Annotated in this window: 14 protein-coding genes and 1 tRNA gene; 6 read left to right on the top strand and 9 right to left on the bottom strand. The window is 63.0% G+C overall.

Going from position 1 to position 14344, the window contains the following annotated elements:
- Positions 1-11 precede the first annotated feature (11 nt).
- The 3 genes from HWN36_RS02880 to HWN36_RS02890 all read left to right on the top strand — a co-directional run bounded on the left by HWN36_RS02880 (position 12) and on the right by HWN36_RS02890 (position 3036).
- A complete protein-coding gene (locus HWN36_RS02880; protein ID WP_176787986.1) occupies positions 12-899 on the top strand; it encodes a dihydroorotate dehydrogenase in 888 nt (295 codons plus the stop codon).
- Entirely contained in the window at positions 892-1704 is an 813-nt protein-coding gene (locus HWN36_RS02885) for a dihydroorotate dehydrogenase electron transfer subunit (protein ID WP_176787987.1), read from the top strand. The genes HWN36_RS02880 and HWN36_RS02885 overlap by 8 nt, the downstream gene beginning before the upstream one ends.
- 144 nt (positions 1705-1848) lie before the next feature.
- Positions 1849-3036, top strand: coding sequence for an MFS transporter (locus tag HWN36_RS02890; protein ID WP_176787988.1), 1188 nt, complete (start codon positions 1849-1851; stop codon positions 3034-3036).
- Between the two features lie 131 nt (positions 3037-3167).
- Here HWN36_RS02890 and HWN36_RS02895 read toward each other — a convergent pair whose 3' ends face one another.
- Genes HWN36_RS02895 through iorA form a run of 5 tightly spaced genes read right to left on the bottom strand, consistent with a single transcriptional unit; the run spans position 3168 to position 7415 of the window.
- Entirely contained in the window at positions 3168-3692 is a 525-nt protein-coding gene (locus tag HWN36_RS02895; RefSeq protein WP_176787989.1) for a flavodoxin domain-containing protein, read from the bottom strand.
- On the bottom strand, positions 3685-4614 hold the full coding sequence (locus HWN36_RS02900; protein ID WP_176787990.1) for a DUF2156 domain-containing protein: 930 nt from the start codon (positions 4612-4614) through the stop codon (positions 3685-3687). Before HWN36_RS02900 ends, HWN36_RS02895 begins: the two co-directional genes overlap by 8 nt.
- Positions 4598-5017, bottom strand: a complete 420-nt coding sequence (locus HWN36_RS02905) for a GNAT family N-acetyltransferase (RefSeq protein ID WP_176787991.1) — start codon at positions 5015-5017, stop codon at positions 4598-4600. Before HWN36_RS02905 ends, HWN36_RS02900 begins: the two co-directional genes overlap by 17 nt.
- Positions 5018-5064: 47 nt before the next feature.
- A complete protein-coding gene (gene iorB, locus HWN36_RS02910; RefSeq protein ID WP_176787992.1) occupies positions 5065-5646 on the bottom strand; it encodes an indolepyruvate ferredoxin oxidoreductase subunit beta in 582 nt (193 codons plus the stop codon).
- Positions 5643-7415: an indolepyruvate ferredoxin oxidoreductase subunit alpha gene (gene iorA, locus HWN36_RS02915; protein ID WP_176787993.1), complete on the bottom strand. Its 1773-nt coding sequence runs from the start codon at positions 7413-7415 to the stop codon at positions 5643-5645. Before iorA ends, iorB begins: the two co-directional genes overlap by 4 nt.
- 137 nt (positions 7416-7552) lie before the next feature.
- Between iorA and HWN36_RS02920 the strand changes: the two genes are divergently transcribed.
- A tRNA-Ile gene (locus HWN36_RS02920) sits at positions 7553-7625 on the top strand.
- Positions 7626-7856: 231 nt separating this feature from the next.
- Here HWN36_RS02920 and HWN36_RS02925 read toward each other — a convergent pair.
- Positions 7857-8315, bottom strand: a complete 459-nt coding sequence (locus HWN36_RS02925) for an EVE domain-containing protein (protein ID WP_176787994.1) — start codon at positions 8313-8315, stop codon at positions 7857-7859.
- 294 nt (positions 8316-8609) lie between these two features.
- On the opposite strand from HWN36_RS02925, the gene HWN36_RS02930 reads away from it, so the two are divergent.
- On the top strand, positions 8610-10118 hold the full coding sequence (locus HWN36_RS02930; protein ID WP_176787995.1) for a RecQ family ATP-dependent DNA helicase: 1509 nt from the start codon (positions 8610-8612) through the stop codon (positions 10116-10118).
- A gap of 13 nt (positions 10119-10131) precedes the next feature.
- Here HWN36_RS02930 and serS read toward each other — a convergent pair whose 3' ends face one another.
- Positions 10132-11409: a serine--tRNA ligase gene (serS, locus tag HWN36_RS02935; protein ID WP_176787996.1), complete on the bottom strand. Its 1278-nt coding sequence runs from the start codon at positions 11407-11409 to the stop codon at positions 10132-10134.
- A 207-nt stretch (positions 11410-11616) separates the two neighbouring features.
- On the opposite strand from serS, the gene HWN36_RS02940 reads away from it, so the two are divergent.
- On the top strand, positions 11617-12069 hold the full coding sequence (locus tag HWN36_RS02940) for a hypothetical protein (protein WP_176787997.1): 453 nt from the start codon (positions 11617-11619) through the stop codon (positions 12067-12069).
- A gap of 695 nt (positions 12070-12764) precedes the next feature.
- Here the strand turns inward: HWN36_RS02940 and mobA are convergent.
- Both mobA and HWN36_RS02950 read right to left on the bottom strand, forming a co-directional pair.
- Positions 12765-13394 (bottom strand): molybdenum cofactor guanylyltransferase, encoded by a 630-nt coding sequence (mobA, locus tag HWN36_RS02945; protein ID WP_176787998.1) that lies wholly within the window; start codon positions 13392-13394, stop codon positions 12765-12767.
- A gap of 2 nt (positions 13395-13396) precedes the next feature.
- Positions 13397-14314: a ketopantoate reductase family protein gene (locus HWN36_RS02950; RefSeq protein WP_176787999.1), complete on the bottom strand. Its 918-nt coding sequence runs from the start codon at positions 14312-14314 to the stop codon at positions 13397-13399.
- Positions 14315-14344 lie beyond the last annotated feature (30 nt).

Raw genomic sequence — 14344 nt, forward strand, 5'->3', positions numbered from 1 at the left:
ATCTCTTCTGGATGATAACCCTTCAGCCTGGCGATATCGACGTTGGCGGGGTGACCCTGCGCAACCACCTTCTCCTTGCGGCCGGGGTGCTCGGGACGACCGGCGCTTCGCTCCAGCGGCTCCTGAAACTCGGGGCCGGCGGCGTGGTCACGAAGTCCATCGGCCCGGAGCCGAACGCCGGCCATCACGGCCCCTGCCTGATCAGGACGGAGTGCGGCGTTCTCAATGCGATGGGCCTGCCCAACCCTTCGAAGAACTTTGTCGAGGAGCTCGCCCCCCTGAAGGGCGAGCCGGTGATCGTGAGCATCTTCGGCAAGGACCCGGAGGAGTTCAAGGAAGTGGCCGGATGGTTTGCAGAGCATGCGAAGGCCTTTGAACTGAATGTCAGCTGCCCGCACGCCGCAGGATACGGGGCGGCGATCGGCACCGATCCCGAGACCGTGCTCGAGTGCACGCGGGCGGTGGCGTCGTACGGCGTCCCGGTCTGGGTGAAACTCACGCCGAACGTGACCGACATCACCACCATCGGCCTCGCCGCCGAGAAAGGGGGGGCGAGTGCGATCGTGGCGATCAACACCGTGCGGGGCATGCGCATCTCCACCGCCATGCGGCGGCCGGTGCTCGGGAACCGGACCGGCGGGCTCTCGGGAAAGGCGATCTTTCCGGTTGCGGTGAAATGTGTCTGGGACCTGTATGCGGCGTGCACGATCCCGGTGATCGGGTGCGGCGGCGTCTCGACGGCAGAGGACGTGATCGAGATGATGATGGCCGGTGCGCAGGCGGTGGAGATCGGGACGGCGGTGATGGACGACGTGCGGGTCTTCGATCGGATCGCACGGATACTCTATGCAAAGGACGGTGCTGATCCGGCCAGCATTGTGGGGGTGGCCCATGACTGACCTGCCCATGATGCCGGTCCCGGTGACGATCAAGGCGATCGTCGAGGAGACGCCGTCCATCAGGACCTTCTACTTCGACCCCGGCATCCCCTCCTCTCCCGGGCAGTTCGTGATGGTCTGGGTGCCCGGGGTCGACGAGATCCCGATGGCCCTTTCGTCGACCCACTCGATCACCGTCCAGCGGGTCGGCGACGCCACGACGGCGATGTTCAACCTCGTGGTCGGGGACAAACTCGGGATCAGGGGGCCGCTCGGCAACGGTTTTGCGGTGAGCGGGCGCACGCTCGCCATCGGCGGCGGGGTCGGGGTCGCCCCCCTCCTCAACCTGGTCACGGCCGGGCAGGTGAGCACCTTCCTTCTCGGCGCCCGCACGATAGCCGAACTCCTCTTCGCCCCGGTGATCGTGTCGGCCTGCAGTCTGCGCATCGCCACCGACGACGGCACCGCCGGTCGGCAGGGTTTTGTCACCGACCTGATGGACGAGATCGACCTTGCCGACTACGATCACATCTGCGTCTGCGGCCCCGAGATCATGATGGTGAAGGTGCTCGAGCGGTTGAACAAGGCCGGCGTGGCCGAACGCGGCCAGTTCTCCCTTCACCGCTATATGAAATGCGGGCTTGGGATCTGCGGTTCGTGCTCGATGGACCCGCGGGGGCTGCGGGTCTGCCGGGACGGCCCGGTCTTCACGGGCATCGACCTGCTGGAGACCGAGTTCGGGAAATATACCCGCGACGCAACCGGGAGCCGGGTCCATTTCCCGCCGCTTCACCCGGAGAAGAAGGACGAGAAGAGCGGGGAGTGAGGGGGGGCTCGCACCCTTCCCCGGCCTTTCACCTCTCCGGGTTGCACCTCTCTTTTCCCGTGCTTCATCTCTTGAATCCGGCAATTTCTTTGCTCATCGGCACAAAACTCCCACGAAAATCCCCTGAAGGGGGGCGGCACTTCCATGGATGCACACCGGCGGCTCTTTACGATCCTCTTCGTCTCGGTCTTTGCAGCGATGCTCGGGCTCGGGATCGTCGCCCCCCTCCTCCCGATCTACGCCGAAAACCTGGGGGCGACCGGGATCTGGATGGGGGTGATCTTCTCCTCCTTTGCCTTCTCCCGTGCGGTGTTCATGCCGATCGTCGGCAGCCTCTCTGACCGCCACGGCAGAAAACCTTTCATCGCCGTCGGCCTCCTCGCCTATACCGTGCTCTCCCTCGGCTACATCTGGGCACCGGACATCCTCTCCCTCACGATGGTCCGCTTCCTCCACGGTGCGGCGTCCGCGATGGTCGTCCCTATCGCCATGGCCTACGTCGGCGATATGGCAAAGAGCGGGCATGAAGGCGGGCTGATGGGCCGGTTCCAGATCTCCCTCTTCCTCGGCATGGGGTCAGGCCCCTTCCTCGGCGGCGTTCTCAACGACACCTTCGGCTTCTCTTCGGCCTTCATCACGATGGCCGTGTTCACCGGGATCGCCTTTCTCATCATCCTCGTCTTTCTCCCGAAGGGGAGGAACGGCCCTGCGCTGCCGGCTGGAACGAAGAGTGCACCGCTCCGCTCGCTCATCAGAACGCCGGCCGTCGTCGGTGTCCTCGCCTTCACGCTTTTCAACGCCGCCGGACGGGGAGGGCTGATGGTTTTTCTCCCGCTCTACGCCCCTCATGTCGGCGTCTCCCCCTCGGAGACCGGCATCCTTCTCACCGTGAACATCTTTTTAATCGCCCTCCTGCAGGCGCCCTTCGGCGACCTCGCCGACCGGACGAACAAGATACTGCTCGTCCTCCTGGGCTCGGCGGTCTCGTCGGCCGCTCTGATTGCCCTCCCCCATTCGGGCTCGTTTACGATACTGCTGGCGATCGCCGCCGTCATCGGGATCGGCAGCGCTATTCAGCAGCCGTCGATCATGGCGATGACCGTGATCGCCGGGAAAGAGCATGGCATGGGGTCGGCGATGGGCATCTACAATATGGCGATGTCGGCAGGGATGATCCTCGCCCCCCTCCTCGGCGGCGCGATCATGGACCTCGTCTCCATTGAATGGGTCTTCTACGCCGGCGGCCTCATCGGGATCGCAGGCACCTCTCTCTTCGCCGCGATCCTGCGGTGCGCCCCGGCTGCAGCCGCCGTGATTGCCGACGACGAGTGAGCCGGGTGGTATCGTCTCCCCTGAAAAACCTTTTTTTCTCCTGCAAACAGGGGAGTACCGGCCGGAAAATAGCAGGACCCGGGCCGCTCAGGCTTAAAAAAATAGGGTGTTTTTGCCGACACGCAAAACCGTCACTCGGTCACGGTGAAGAGGATCGCGGGGAGCGCTCTTGCCCATCCGTTGATCACGCTCCAGTTCCGGGCGTCGCCGGGAACGGCCCCGGCCATCTTCATCAACTGAAGATCGGCCTCGCTCATCCCCTCGGTCACGAACTTCCCGGCAAACAGCCCTTCGGCCTGCGGGTTGACGTAGATCAGGACCTCGGCCATCGAGGCGCGGGCCGACCGTCTGATCATGTCGCTCTCCTCTTTCATCGAGTAGCCGACGGCGAAGATTGCAAGAGGGCGTCTCATAAGGTCTATCCTGAACCGCTTGATGAAGTCCACCGCCTCGACGAGCCATTTGCCCATATAGATCGGGCTGCCGGCGACGACGGCCGCATAGGGCGAGACCTCAGAGACGTCCATGACATTCATGCAGTCGACCGCATACCCCTGCTCTTCGAGCGTCCGACCGATCGCCTCAGCGATCTCCTTCGTCGAGCCGTAGCGGCTCGCATAGGCAACAAGAATCCGATTATTCACGTTTTCAACCATTGATCTGCCCTCCTTCGTTTCTCTTTGCCAGATCCTCTTTTTGCGCAATATATACCTTTGCCATATGGTGGGGATGGTAGCGGAGCTTCGCCTCCCGCAAGCCGGGCACGCCGACGTCGGACTCGCGGTTGATGTAGATGTAGTCGGCCGCAAGCCGGTGCGCCGCCTCCTGGTTCGCTGCTCTGTACACCCCGTCGCACTCGGGAAGCCCTTTCTCGAAGTGGATCAGGGCGACATCGTCGTTGAGGGCGTCGTAGATGCTGATACCCCTGATCGTCCCCTCAGCCCGGATCATCAGCCCGGAGAGCCCGAGGGCGGCGAAGTGCTCCATCGCATAGAGGACGGCCTCCTTCTCGCGGGCAAGCACCGGCGACTCCTCGCAGTGCCGCCACTCGCACCACTTTGCGAGGAACTCGCTCACCTCCTCCAGGTCTTCAGGGCCGATCTCCTCGACGATCGGGTTGCACTCCCGCCTGAACCGGTTGAGGTGCCGGCGGATGGTGAGGTAGTGTTTGCCCGGGAGTTCGTCGAGGTCTGAGGAGAGATAGACGTAATCGGCGAAGTCCCGGTCTGACCTGAAGGGCAGCCCCGGATAGAGGGAGCGCACCCATGCGAGCGTCTCCTCGTCGAAGACATAATAGGGAGAGGGGCACCCTTCCCTGACGGCAAGGTCGAGCGTCTCTTCGAGGGCGGCGGGATCGCGCGGTCCGATCGGCCCCCTGAAGGTCGGCTCCCCATCGATGACGCTCATGATCACGACGCCCTCGCCGAGGCGGGCCCAGGCGTAGTTCGCATAATGGTTCCAGCAGGCCATCGTCGTAAAACTCATGTCCGAATGCTGCTGCGGATATCTCCGTAAGAGGTCCAGAAAAAAATCCCGGTCGTCAAGCGTGACCGGGGAAAAATCATCGATCGTGAGCATGGTATTCCTCTAATAACATCGGGACGTGGCCCTCCATGACGGCAAAACCCTCGCGCTCGTAGAAGGGGGCGGTGCCGGGCTGTGCAATCAGCCCGATCCAGGTCAGCCCCCGCTTCCTGCAGAAGGCGACGAGCGCCTCTAAGATGGCGGCGCCGATGCCCCTCCCCCGGCAGGCCGGGAGGACGACGATGTCCTGCAGGTAGGCGTCGGAGCACCCGTCAGAGATTGCACGCCCCATGCCGACCGCCTGTTCGCCCTCGGTTGCGACGATGAAGCAGAAGCTCCCGGCGATCAGGGGGGCGATCCCCTCTGGCGTCCACGCTTCCTTCCACCACCCGCCGGCCCGGTACAGGGCGACGATCTCGTCGGCGTCCCATGCGGAGACGATCTGGAGGGCGGTCATACCGATCAGTCGCCCTCCATCCTATAAAGATGCGGCGGAAAATGGGGTTATTCAGACCGTACGGCGTTTCTGCCGAGGTCGAAGGCCTTCAGATTGAGGTCGAGAGTTTTCGCCGGCACCGAGCGGGCGACCGCCTCGCGCATGGACGATTCTTTCAGCGGGAGGTACCGGGATGCGGCGCCGAGCATCACCACGTTCTGGACGATCGGGTTGCCGGCCTCCGCGGCGAGGGCGGCGGCGTCGATGAGGAAGAGGTCTCTCTCCCCGAGGGACCCGAGGAGTTCGTCCCGCGCCGGCATCGGGAGTTTCTGGGTATAGACCGGCGTCGGGACGACGGTCTGGTCGTTTGCGACGATCGAGCCGCCCGCCTTCAGGTAGTGCAGGTAGCGCACCCCCTCGAGAAGGTCGAGGGCGATCATCAGGTCTGCCCGGCCCGGCGGGATCAGGGGGCCGTGGACCCCGCCGATCCGCACATGGCTCTCGACCGATCCGCCGCGCTGGGCCATGCCGTGGGTCTCCACGCCGCGGACCGGTATCCCCTCGACCAGGCACGCCTCGCCGATGACGTTCGATGCAAGGATTGTCCCCTGTCCGCCGATCCCGACGATCAGCACGTCAAAACTGCTCATTTCCGTCCCTCCTTTACGATTGCACCGGACGGGCAGATCTCGGCGCACACCCCGCACCCGCTGCAGAGATCGTTGATCGCCGCTTTATCGTCGGCGTCGCGGCCTATGGCCGGGCACCCGAAGCGCAGGCAGGCGCCGCAGGCGGTGCAGGCCTCGGGATCGACGGCGTAGCGGCCGCGCCTGACCCCGCTCCTCCGGGCGGTGATGACGCAGGCCTGTTTGGCGATGATCACCTTTGTGCCGCTCCTCGCCTTTGCCGCCTTCAGGGTCTGGAGCGTGCCGGTGAGGTCGTAGGGGTCGACGGTCTCGACGAACGATGCCCCGCAGGCCCGGCAGATCCCCTCAAGGGAGATCGGGACGCTCGGTTCTCCCATGGCGGTCTCGCCGGTGCAGGGGTTGGGCTGGTGACCGGTCATGGCGGTGATCCGGTTGTCCAGGATGACGAGGGTCATCTCGGCGCCGTTGTAGACGGCGTTGAGCAGCCCCTGTATTCCCGTGTGGAGGAAGGTCGAGTCGCCGATGGTGGCGACGACCGGGTGCGTCTCGCCTGAATGGGCGATCCCGCTGCCGACCGTCACCGAGGCGCCCATGCAGATGGTGGTGTCCACCGTGCCGAGCTGGAGGCCCAGGGTGTAGCACCCGATGTCTGAGGGGAAGATGCCGTCGGGGAAGACCCGCTTTATCGCGTAGAACATGGCGCGGTGGGCGCAGCCTGCGCAGAGGATCGGCGGGCGCGGCGGGAGGCCGGCGACCGGCGCAGGGCTCTCGAAGGGGGAAGCGGGGAGGATGCCGGCCCGCACCATCGAGGCGGCGACCGTGGCCGGGGAGAACTCGCCCTCTTTCGGGACGGCGCCGTTCATCTGGCCGAAGACCTCGACGCCGCAGGCGAGCTGCCTGAGCCGCTCCTCGACGATCGGTGCCCCTTCTTCGACGACGAGGACGACACGGTGCTGCTGCACGAACGCCTGCATCCAGTCGCCGTCGATCGGGAAGCACCCGATCTTCATGAAGGAGACGTTGTCCGGGATCACCTCCTGCACATAGGAGGCGGCGATCCCGCTGGCGACGACGGCCATATCGCCGCGCACCTCGGCGGTGTTGTAGCCGAGGTCCATGACGGCCTTCCTGACCATCGGCTGCTTTTCGTTCAGGATTTTATGGAGGACGCGGGTATGGGCCGGGATGACGACGTACTGGCGCGGGTCTTTGACGAAGGCGCCGGTGCGGTGCTCGCTGCTCACCTCGCCGAGGTCGATGTCCCCTTTGGAGTGGCAGATCCTGGTCGTCGGCCTGAAGATCACCGGCAGCCCCACCTCTTCGGAGAGGGCGAAGGCGTCGCACAGCATGTCGTGGGCCTCCTGCACCGAGGAGGGGTTCATGCAGGGGATCTTCGCGAAGTGGGCGTAGCGGCGGGTGTCCTGCTCGTTCTGGGAGGAGTGGGCATAGGGGTCGTCGGCCGAGAGGACGACAAAGCCCCCTTCCACGCCCGTATATGCGCTCGTCAGCAGGGGGTCGGCGGCGACGTTGAGGCCGACGTGTTTCATCGTGACGATCGACCGCAGGCCGCACCATGATGCGGCGAGGGCGTTCTCATACGCCACTTTTTCGTTCACCGACCACTCGATGTAGAACTCCCGCTCGCGCTGCGCCCTGAGGGTGTCGATCACCTCGGAGGAGGGGGTTCCAGGATAGCCGCTCGCAAAATCGACGCCGGCTTCGATGCAGGCGTGCGCGATTGCCTCGTTCCCAAGAAGATATCGTTTTGCCATGGAATGCGTCCCAGTGCTATTTGCTCCTGCGTGCTCTTTAAGGGTGCCGTTCCCGGACGGCCCCGGAGCGGGGTTTCTGGCGCAACCTTTAAATCAGGGACGGTACAACATTTACAGGCACTAATACGAGTGTATTAGGGCCCGTAGCATAGTCGGTGGTGCACCCGGCTGATAACCGGGAGGTCATGAGTTCGAGCCTCATCGGGCCCATTCCTTTTTGAGATTTTGTTTGTGTGGTTCTTTCTTGATCGCTCCTGTTCATGCAGCGATCTGGCCAGGACGACAATCCTTACATCATCACGGCAGTTTTACCGCGGCTTTTTGAAACCGGATGGAATAGGGGGGTATGTGCTGCAAGGGTCTCTCCCCGGCGTGTCGGACCGCCGGGATTTTTTTCGGGTGAGGGATGCCCCTCGATGTCGTCTGCGTTGATGACGAGGATCAACCCCGCGGCGTCCTCGCCGCCCTCATGATGAATGCATGGTCCTCCTCGTTGATCGCCCGCATCGACTGCCCCCCGATATGCTCTGGCCACCGCGTTTTTTCCGTGATGAACCTCAGGTCGCGGATGAGGGGCCGAAACTCCACCGGGGGCTCGAAGATCGCGATCGTCTTCAGTCTGAACCGCAGCGGAAAGACCTCGTTTCCAAGTTTTCTGGGGGCGGTGAAGATCGGTTCCGTGTCCTCGTAGACGCTGGAGACAATCTCGAAGCACCCGAGGATCGCGGGGGGCAGGGTGATGTCCTGATCGATCACCTCATGCCCGGCGTAGAGGAGCAGCGTGTCGCCCGGCCTGATCCTGTTGATCTGGTTGAGGTCCTTCTTTGGGACGCCCCAGACTTCCTTTCGCATCACGACGTCTGCGTTCTCACGGGTGGAAGTGGCGAGCCAGCGTATCATGGAATGGCAATCTATTTTGTGTCTGGAAAAATGTATCGAAGGGTTTCTGAAAAGATGGGAGTTCATCGTTTTAAAAAAGGGTGCGGATCTGTGAGGCTCAGATCAGGGAGGACCGGGAGGCGCCCCGTCCTCTCCTCCTGTAGGCCGAACCGTTCTGCCTCATCGAGACGGCAGAGGGGCCCGCCAGATTCAGGAGAGCGCCTATCGTGGCCCGGAGCCTCAAGGGATTTAACAACCGTCCCCCACCCGAACCTTCAACCCCTCCTCTCCCCCACTCTTGAAGAGAACCTCCTCATGCCCGCCATCGACGACCTCCTGAAAAAATACTGGGGCTACACCTCTTTTCGCCCGCACCAGCGGGAGATCATCGCATCGGTTCTCGAAGGGCGGGACACGGTGGGGATCCTGGCGACCGGGAGCGGAAAGTCCCTCTGCTACGAGGTGCCGGCCCTCTCCCTCGGCGGCCTCACCCTGGTCATCTCCCCCCTCCTCTCCCTGATGAAAGACCAGGTCGACGACCTGAACCTGCGGGGGATATCGGCCGCCGCCTGCACCGGCGCCCTTACGCACCGGCAGAGGGCGGAGATAGAGAGGCAGCTCGAGGACAACACCCTCAGGCTGCTCTTCCTCTCGCCGGAGAAGTGCATGCAGCCCGGCGTCCTCAAATTCCTCGGTCAGTTCCCGGTCCGCCTCATCGCCATCGACGAGGCGCATTGCATCTCTGCATGGGGCCACACCTTCAGGCCCGAATACCGCCAGCTCTCCGGCCTGAAAAGGCACTTCCGAAACGTCCCCATCGTGGCCCTGACGGCCACCGCCATCCCCGAGGTCAGGACGGACATCGCCCGGCACCTCGGGCTCTCCGAGCCCAGGGAGTTCGTCGGCACCTTCAACCGCACAAACCTTCGGTACGCCGTCGTCCCGAAGGAGAAACCGATGGCCCTGCTCCTCGCCTGCATCAACCGGCACCGGAAAGCGTCAGGGATCGTCTACTGCTCCAGCAAGAAAAAAACCGAAGACCTCGCCCGAGACCTCCGGAAATACGGCTACAGCGCCGCCGCCTACCATGCCGGCCTCCCGGCCGCGGTCAGGGAGAAGGTCCAGGACGATTTTCTCTCCGGCCGCGTCCAGGTCGTCTGCGCCACCGTCGCCTTCGGCATGGGCATCGACAAACCCGACGTCCGCTATGTCGTCCACTACGACCTCCCCAAGAACCTCGAGTCCTATTACCAGGAGACCGGCCGCGCCGGGCGGGACGGTCTGGACAGCGAGTGCCTCCTCCTCTACAGCCCGGAAGACTACGGTACGCTCAGGTCCATGCTCGAACACGACGGTTCGGACGGGCGTCAGATCCGCAAGCTGCAGGAGATGATCGGATACTGCGAGACGACCGAATGCAGGCGGAAGTATCTTCTCAGGTACTTCGGGGAGGCGTATGCCGGGGAGACCTGCGGCATGTGCGACACCTGCGAACGCCAGGGGGAGACGATCGACGGCACCGCATACGCACGAAGGATCCTCGGGTGCGTGGAGCAGGTGCCGAAGAGCGCCGGGATCGACCTCATCGTCGACGTCCTGAGGGGCTCGAAAAATGCACGCGTGAGGGAGAAACGCCTCGACCTCCTTCAGGTCTACGCAACCGGCACGGAGCAGAGCAAAAAGCAGTACCGGATCTGGATCCTTGATCTGATCGAGCAGGGCTACCTGGAACAGACCGGCGGCAGGATCAGCCTGACAGAGAAGAGCGCCGGGGTGCTGAAGGGAGAGGTCAGGGTGCTGCTCCCGGCGCCCTCAAAAAAATAAGATCTGTTTCTCCTTACAGCGTCTCGGCCCCGTACATATACGGCCTGAGCGCTTCCGGGATGACGACCGATCCGTCTTCCTGCTGGTTGTTCTCCAGGATCGCCCGGATCGCCCGCGACGTGGCGATGGCGGTGCTGTTGAGGGTGTGCACGTACTGCTTCTCCTTGAACTCCGCAGGGTCGCGCACCTTGATGTTCAGCCTGACCGCCTGGTACGAGGTGCAGTTCGAGCACGAGACCGCCTCTCGGTACATATTCTCGCGCGGCATCCAGACCTCGATATCGTACTTCTTCGCCGCCACCGTCCCGATATCGCCGGTGCAGATGTTCACCACATGATAGGGCAGGCCGAGGCCCTGGAAGATCGCCTCGGCGTTCGCCAGCAGTTCCTCGTGGAAGGCCCAGGACTCCTCGGGCCGGCAGAAGACGAACTGCTCGATCTTGTTGAACTGGTGGACGCGGAAGAGTCCCTTCGTGTCGATGCCGTGCGATCCGATCTCCTTCCTGAAGCACGGGCTGATCCCGGCGAACTTCAGCGGCAGGTCCTTCTCCTCGAAGATCTCGTCCTTGTACATGGCGGCCATCGGGTGCTCGCTCGTGGCGATCAGGTAGGCGTCCTCGCCGTCGATCTTGTACATCACGTCCTCGAAATCGGCGAGGTCGGTGACGCCCTCGTACGCCGCCCGGTTCATCATGTACGGCGGCGAGAGAGGGACATAGCCGCGCTCGACCAGCAGGTCGAGGGCAAAGCGCTGGAGCGCCATGTCGAGGAGCACAAGCCTCCCCTTCAGGTAGTAGAACCCCGAGCCCGCGACCTTGGCGGCGCGCTCGAAGTCGGCCCAGCCCTGCTCGGCCGCGAGTTCGCCGTGGTTCCTGAGTTCGAAGGACGGGACCTTCGGCTCGCCCCACCGCTTCACCTCGACGTTCTCGGTGTCGTCCTTCCCCACCGGCACGCTCTCGTGGAGGATATTGGGGAGGCGCATCAGGTAGTAGTGCACCCGCTCGGTGATCGCCTGGAGTTCGGCCTCGGCCTCCTTGATCTCGCCCGGAATTGCGGCGGCCTCCTTCAAAAGCCCGGCGATATCTCCGCCCGCCTTTCTGGTCTCGTTGATCTCGCGGCCGATCACGTTGCGCCGGTTTCTCAGCCGGTCGACCTCAATCGTGATCTCCCGGCTTTTCTGGTCCTTCTCCAGCAGATCGTCAATCCAGGCGACTTTCTCCGTATATCCCCTCTTGAGAAGGTCTGCCCGGACGATCTCGGGGTTTGCGCGAATGAACTTCAATTCAAGCATGGATGTATCCCTTCTTTCTCGTGGTGCACCGTCACGCCGCATGCACGTCGGCGAGGCGCCGGATCTCCTCTACTCTATTGATTGGGGGATCCGATTAGTATATTGCATCGCAGGTATTTCTGTTCCGCCGGTCAGAATGGTGCCGGCGCCCCCATCCATCAGAGCCGTTTCTTATCCTATTATATCGTAGGACGCCAATTCATCAGTATGGAACGGCTCCATATCGCCATTCTTGCGGCCGGCGTCATCATAGGCGGCGGCATCGCCGTCACCGGCCAGGTATTCATGGGTGTGTCGATCTTCATCGTCCTGGCGACGATCGCCATGTCCCTTCATATCATGAACGACACGAAAAACCTGCCAGACCTCGAATGCCGCCTTGCAGAGGACGCCAAGTCCATCGTGATCAAAAATACCGGGACCGGCCTGGCGAATTGGATCCACGTCGCCCTTGTCCCGATGAACGTCGAGTTCGATATCCGGACCCTCGGCGTCGACGAAGCGTATGCCTATCAACTCCCTGCCATGATCGAGGAGGTCAAGGTGGTCGTCACCTACAGGGACAGCGAGGATAAAAAATTCGGCCGCTCATACAAACTCTCGTCGCTCGAAGAGAACGATCCCCTCCAGCCGATGTTTCCGTTGTTCTCCTGGAAATAATCTCTTTTTTGGGCTTCGTTGAAATCCTATTCTGGCATGCTTGAACCGGGGGACTACGCCCCCGGACCCGCGCGCAGGATAGGTGGGGATACGGCCCGCTCCCCCCGGACATCCGGTTCGCTCTTCCCGGGGTTCATCCGCTCCAATTGGGTGAAACCCCCGGCAGGCAGTAGGGGGAAGGCGGGGGATCCGCACCCCCTCCCTGCGATTACAGGAGAGACATCAAACCCGGTACAAGGGTTTCAAAAGCGCCAGAATTTCTACAAAGCCCTTTTTTGGGCTTTCTAGTATCCCTCGCGGAAGAGCGATCACTTCACGAAGGAAACGCCATAGATATTCTGATCTGGCGTGCCTGTGCCGGAGACGTCGTCCCTCCCCTCACGATTGGGCCGGGAAGGCAGGGTGAGATCCAGACGGGGTTACGCCCACCTCCATCCAACCACCGTTTGGCGGGGCAACCGGCCCCCCCCGGCACCGGCGTATCAGGTCGATCCAGATTGCCGGGGGAAGTAAGACGGGGGTGGTGCGGCCACCCACGCACAGGAGCGAAGGGCCATTTTTCCCTCAGCCAGAACCATTCTCGCCGTCATAGATGCGAGAAGCCTGAAAAGAGCGTGTGTGCCCTCTCATGACCCGTGGCCGTCGGCATGGGAGAGAGGCGATTCCTGGCAGGAGAGGAGGGCGGCAGAACGTATTCAAAGCGATTTTTCTTCCTTCTTTCCCCCACAACCCCCTTCCAGTGCCTCCCTGACCCGCTCGAGGTCGCCGACATGGTTGATGTTCGTGAAGGTGAGAAGATCCGGGTCGAAGGTCCTGAAGGTCTCGACTGAGACAAAGCGGGCATCGAGGTTCCTGATCATCGCCCGCAGGGAGAGGGACTCGTGCTCCTGCAGGTATTCGATCAGGGCGGCGCGGCGGTAGACGGCGTGGAGGGGCTCGTACATATCACCGTCCCAGCATGGGATGACAGCGTCCCGGTCGTCCAGCCTCTCGAAGAGCGCCTCGATCACCTGTCCGTTGATGCAGGGCATATCGCAGGCGACGACGAAGACGGCCTCACCCTGTGCGGCAAGACAACCGGCGTGAAGGCCGCCGATCGGCCCTATCCCCCGCCGCATGTCAGGGATGCAGCGGACATACGGGTAGGGGTCGAACCGGCGGCACTGCTCCTCGTCTCTGGCGACGATGATGATCTCGTCGACGGCACCGCGCAGCGTCTCGAGGAGGCGGTCGATAAAGGTACGGCCGCAGATCTCGAAGAAATATTTCTCCATTCCGCCTGCACGGCGCGCCTCCCCTCCCACCAGCACGATACCCGAGCGCATGCCTACGGCTCCCGGAGCGTCTCGCGGAAATGCACCAGGCGGGTGATGCAGTCGTTGTACGGTGCCGATAGGCCGTGTTTCTCCGCACGGGCGGCGATCGCCCCGTTCATGAAATCGATCTCGGTGGCGTTCCCGTGCAGGATGTCCTGGAGCATGGAGGCGTGGTGCCCGGCCGTGCTCGGGATCTGGACATCGCGGAGAAAGGCGAGATAGTCATCGGCCGTCGGCCAGGGGACATGCACACCCTCCGCGGCCATCACCGCATACGCCTCGCGGATGACGTTCTCGATGACGCCCCAGACCGTCGGGTCGAGGAGTTTGCCGTACGGGACGTTCATCAGGGCCCCGAGAGGGTTTAAGGCCGAGTTGTACAGGGTCTTCGCCCAGAGATCGCCCCTGATATGGCTGCTCGCCTCCACCGGTATGCCTGCCCGCCCCACGAGGTCGACGAGGGCGTCCACCGCTGGATCGGCGCCGTCCGGGAACCGGCCGAGTTTCATCGGCCCGCCGACCACCGAGACGTGGACGCCAGCGTCGCCCTTCCACTCAAACCCGGTGATGATCGTGCCCCCGATGACGCGGTCGGTATATTCGGCGATGATCTCCTCGTTGCCCAGGCCGTTCTGGAGGCTGACCGTATCGGCCCCCTGGATCACCCCGGCGAACTGCTCGCAGATCGACCGGGTGGCGAGAGACTTTGCGGTGATGAAGATATAGTCGAAGTGTTCGCCCTCGGGCACCTCTTCGGACGCCGGGAACCGATACGTCCCCTCGCCCCAGAGCCCGGTCATCACAAAGCCCCGCTGTGCGATCGCATCGGCATGACGCTTTCTGCAGACAGCATGAACCTCGCAATGGGGGGACAGGCGGGCGGCAAGGCAGAGGCCGACCGCTCCTGCACCGAGTATCAGCACCTTCATAGCATACGTATCGCTCCCTGAATCCATAAA

The organism is Methanofollis tationis (genome assembly GCF_013377755.1).
GTDB lineage: Archaea > Halobacteriota > Methanomicrobia > Methanomicrobiales > Methanofollaceae > Methanofollis > Methanofollis tationis.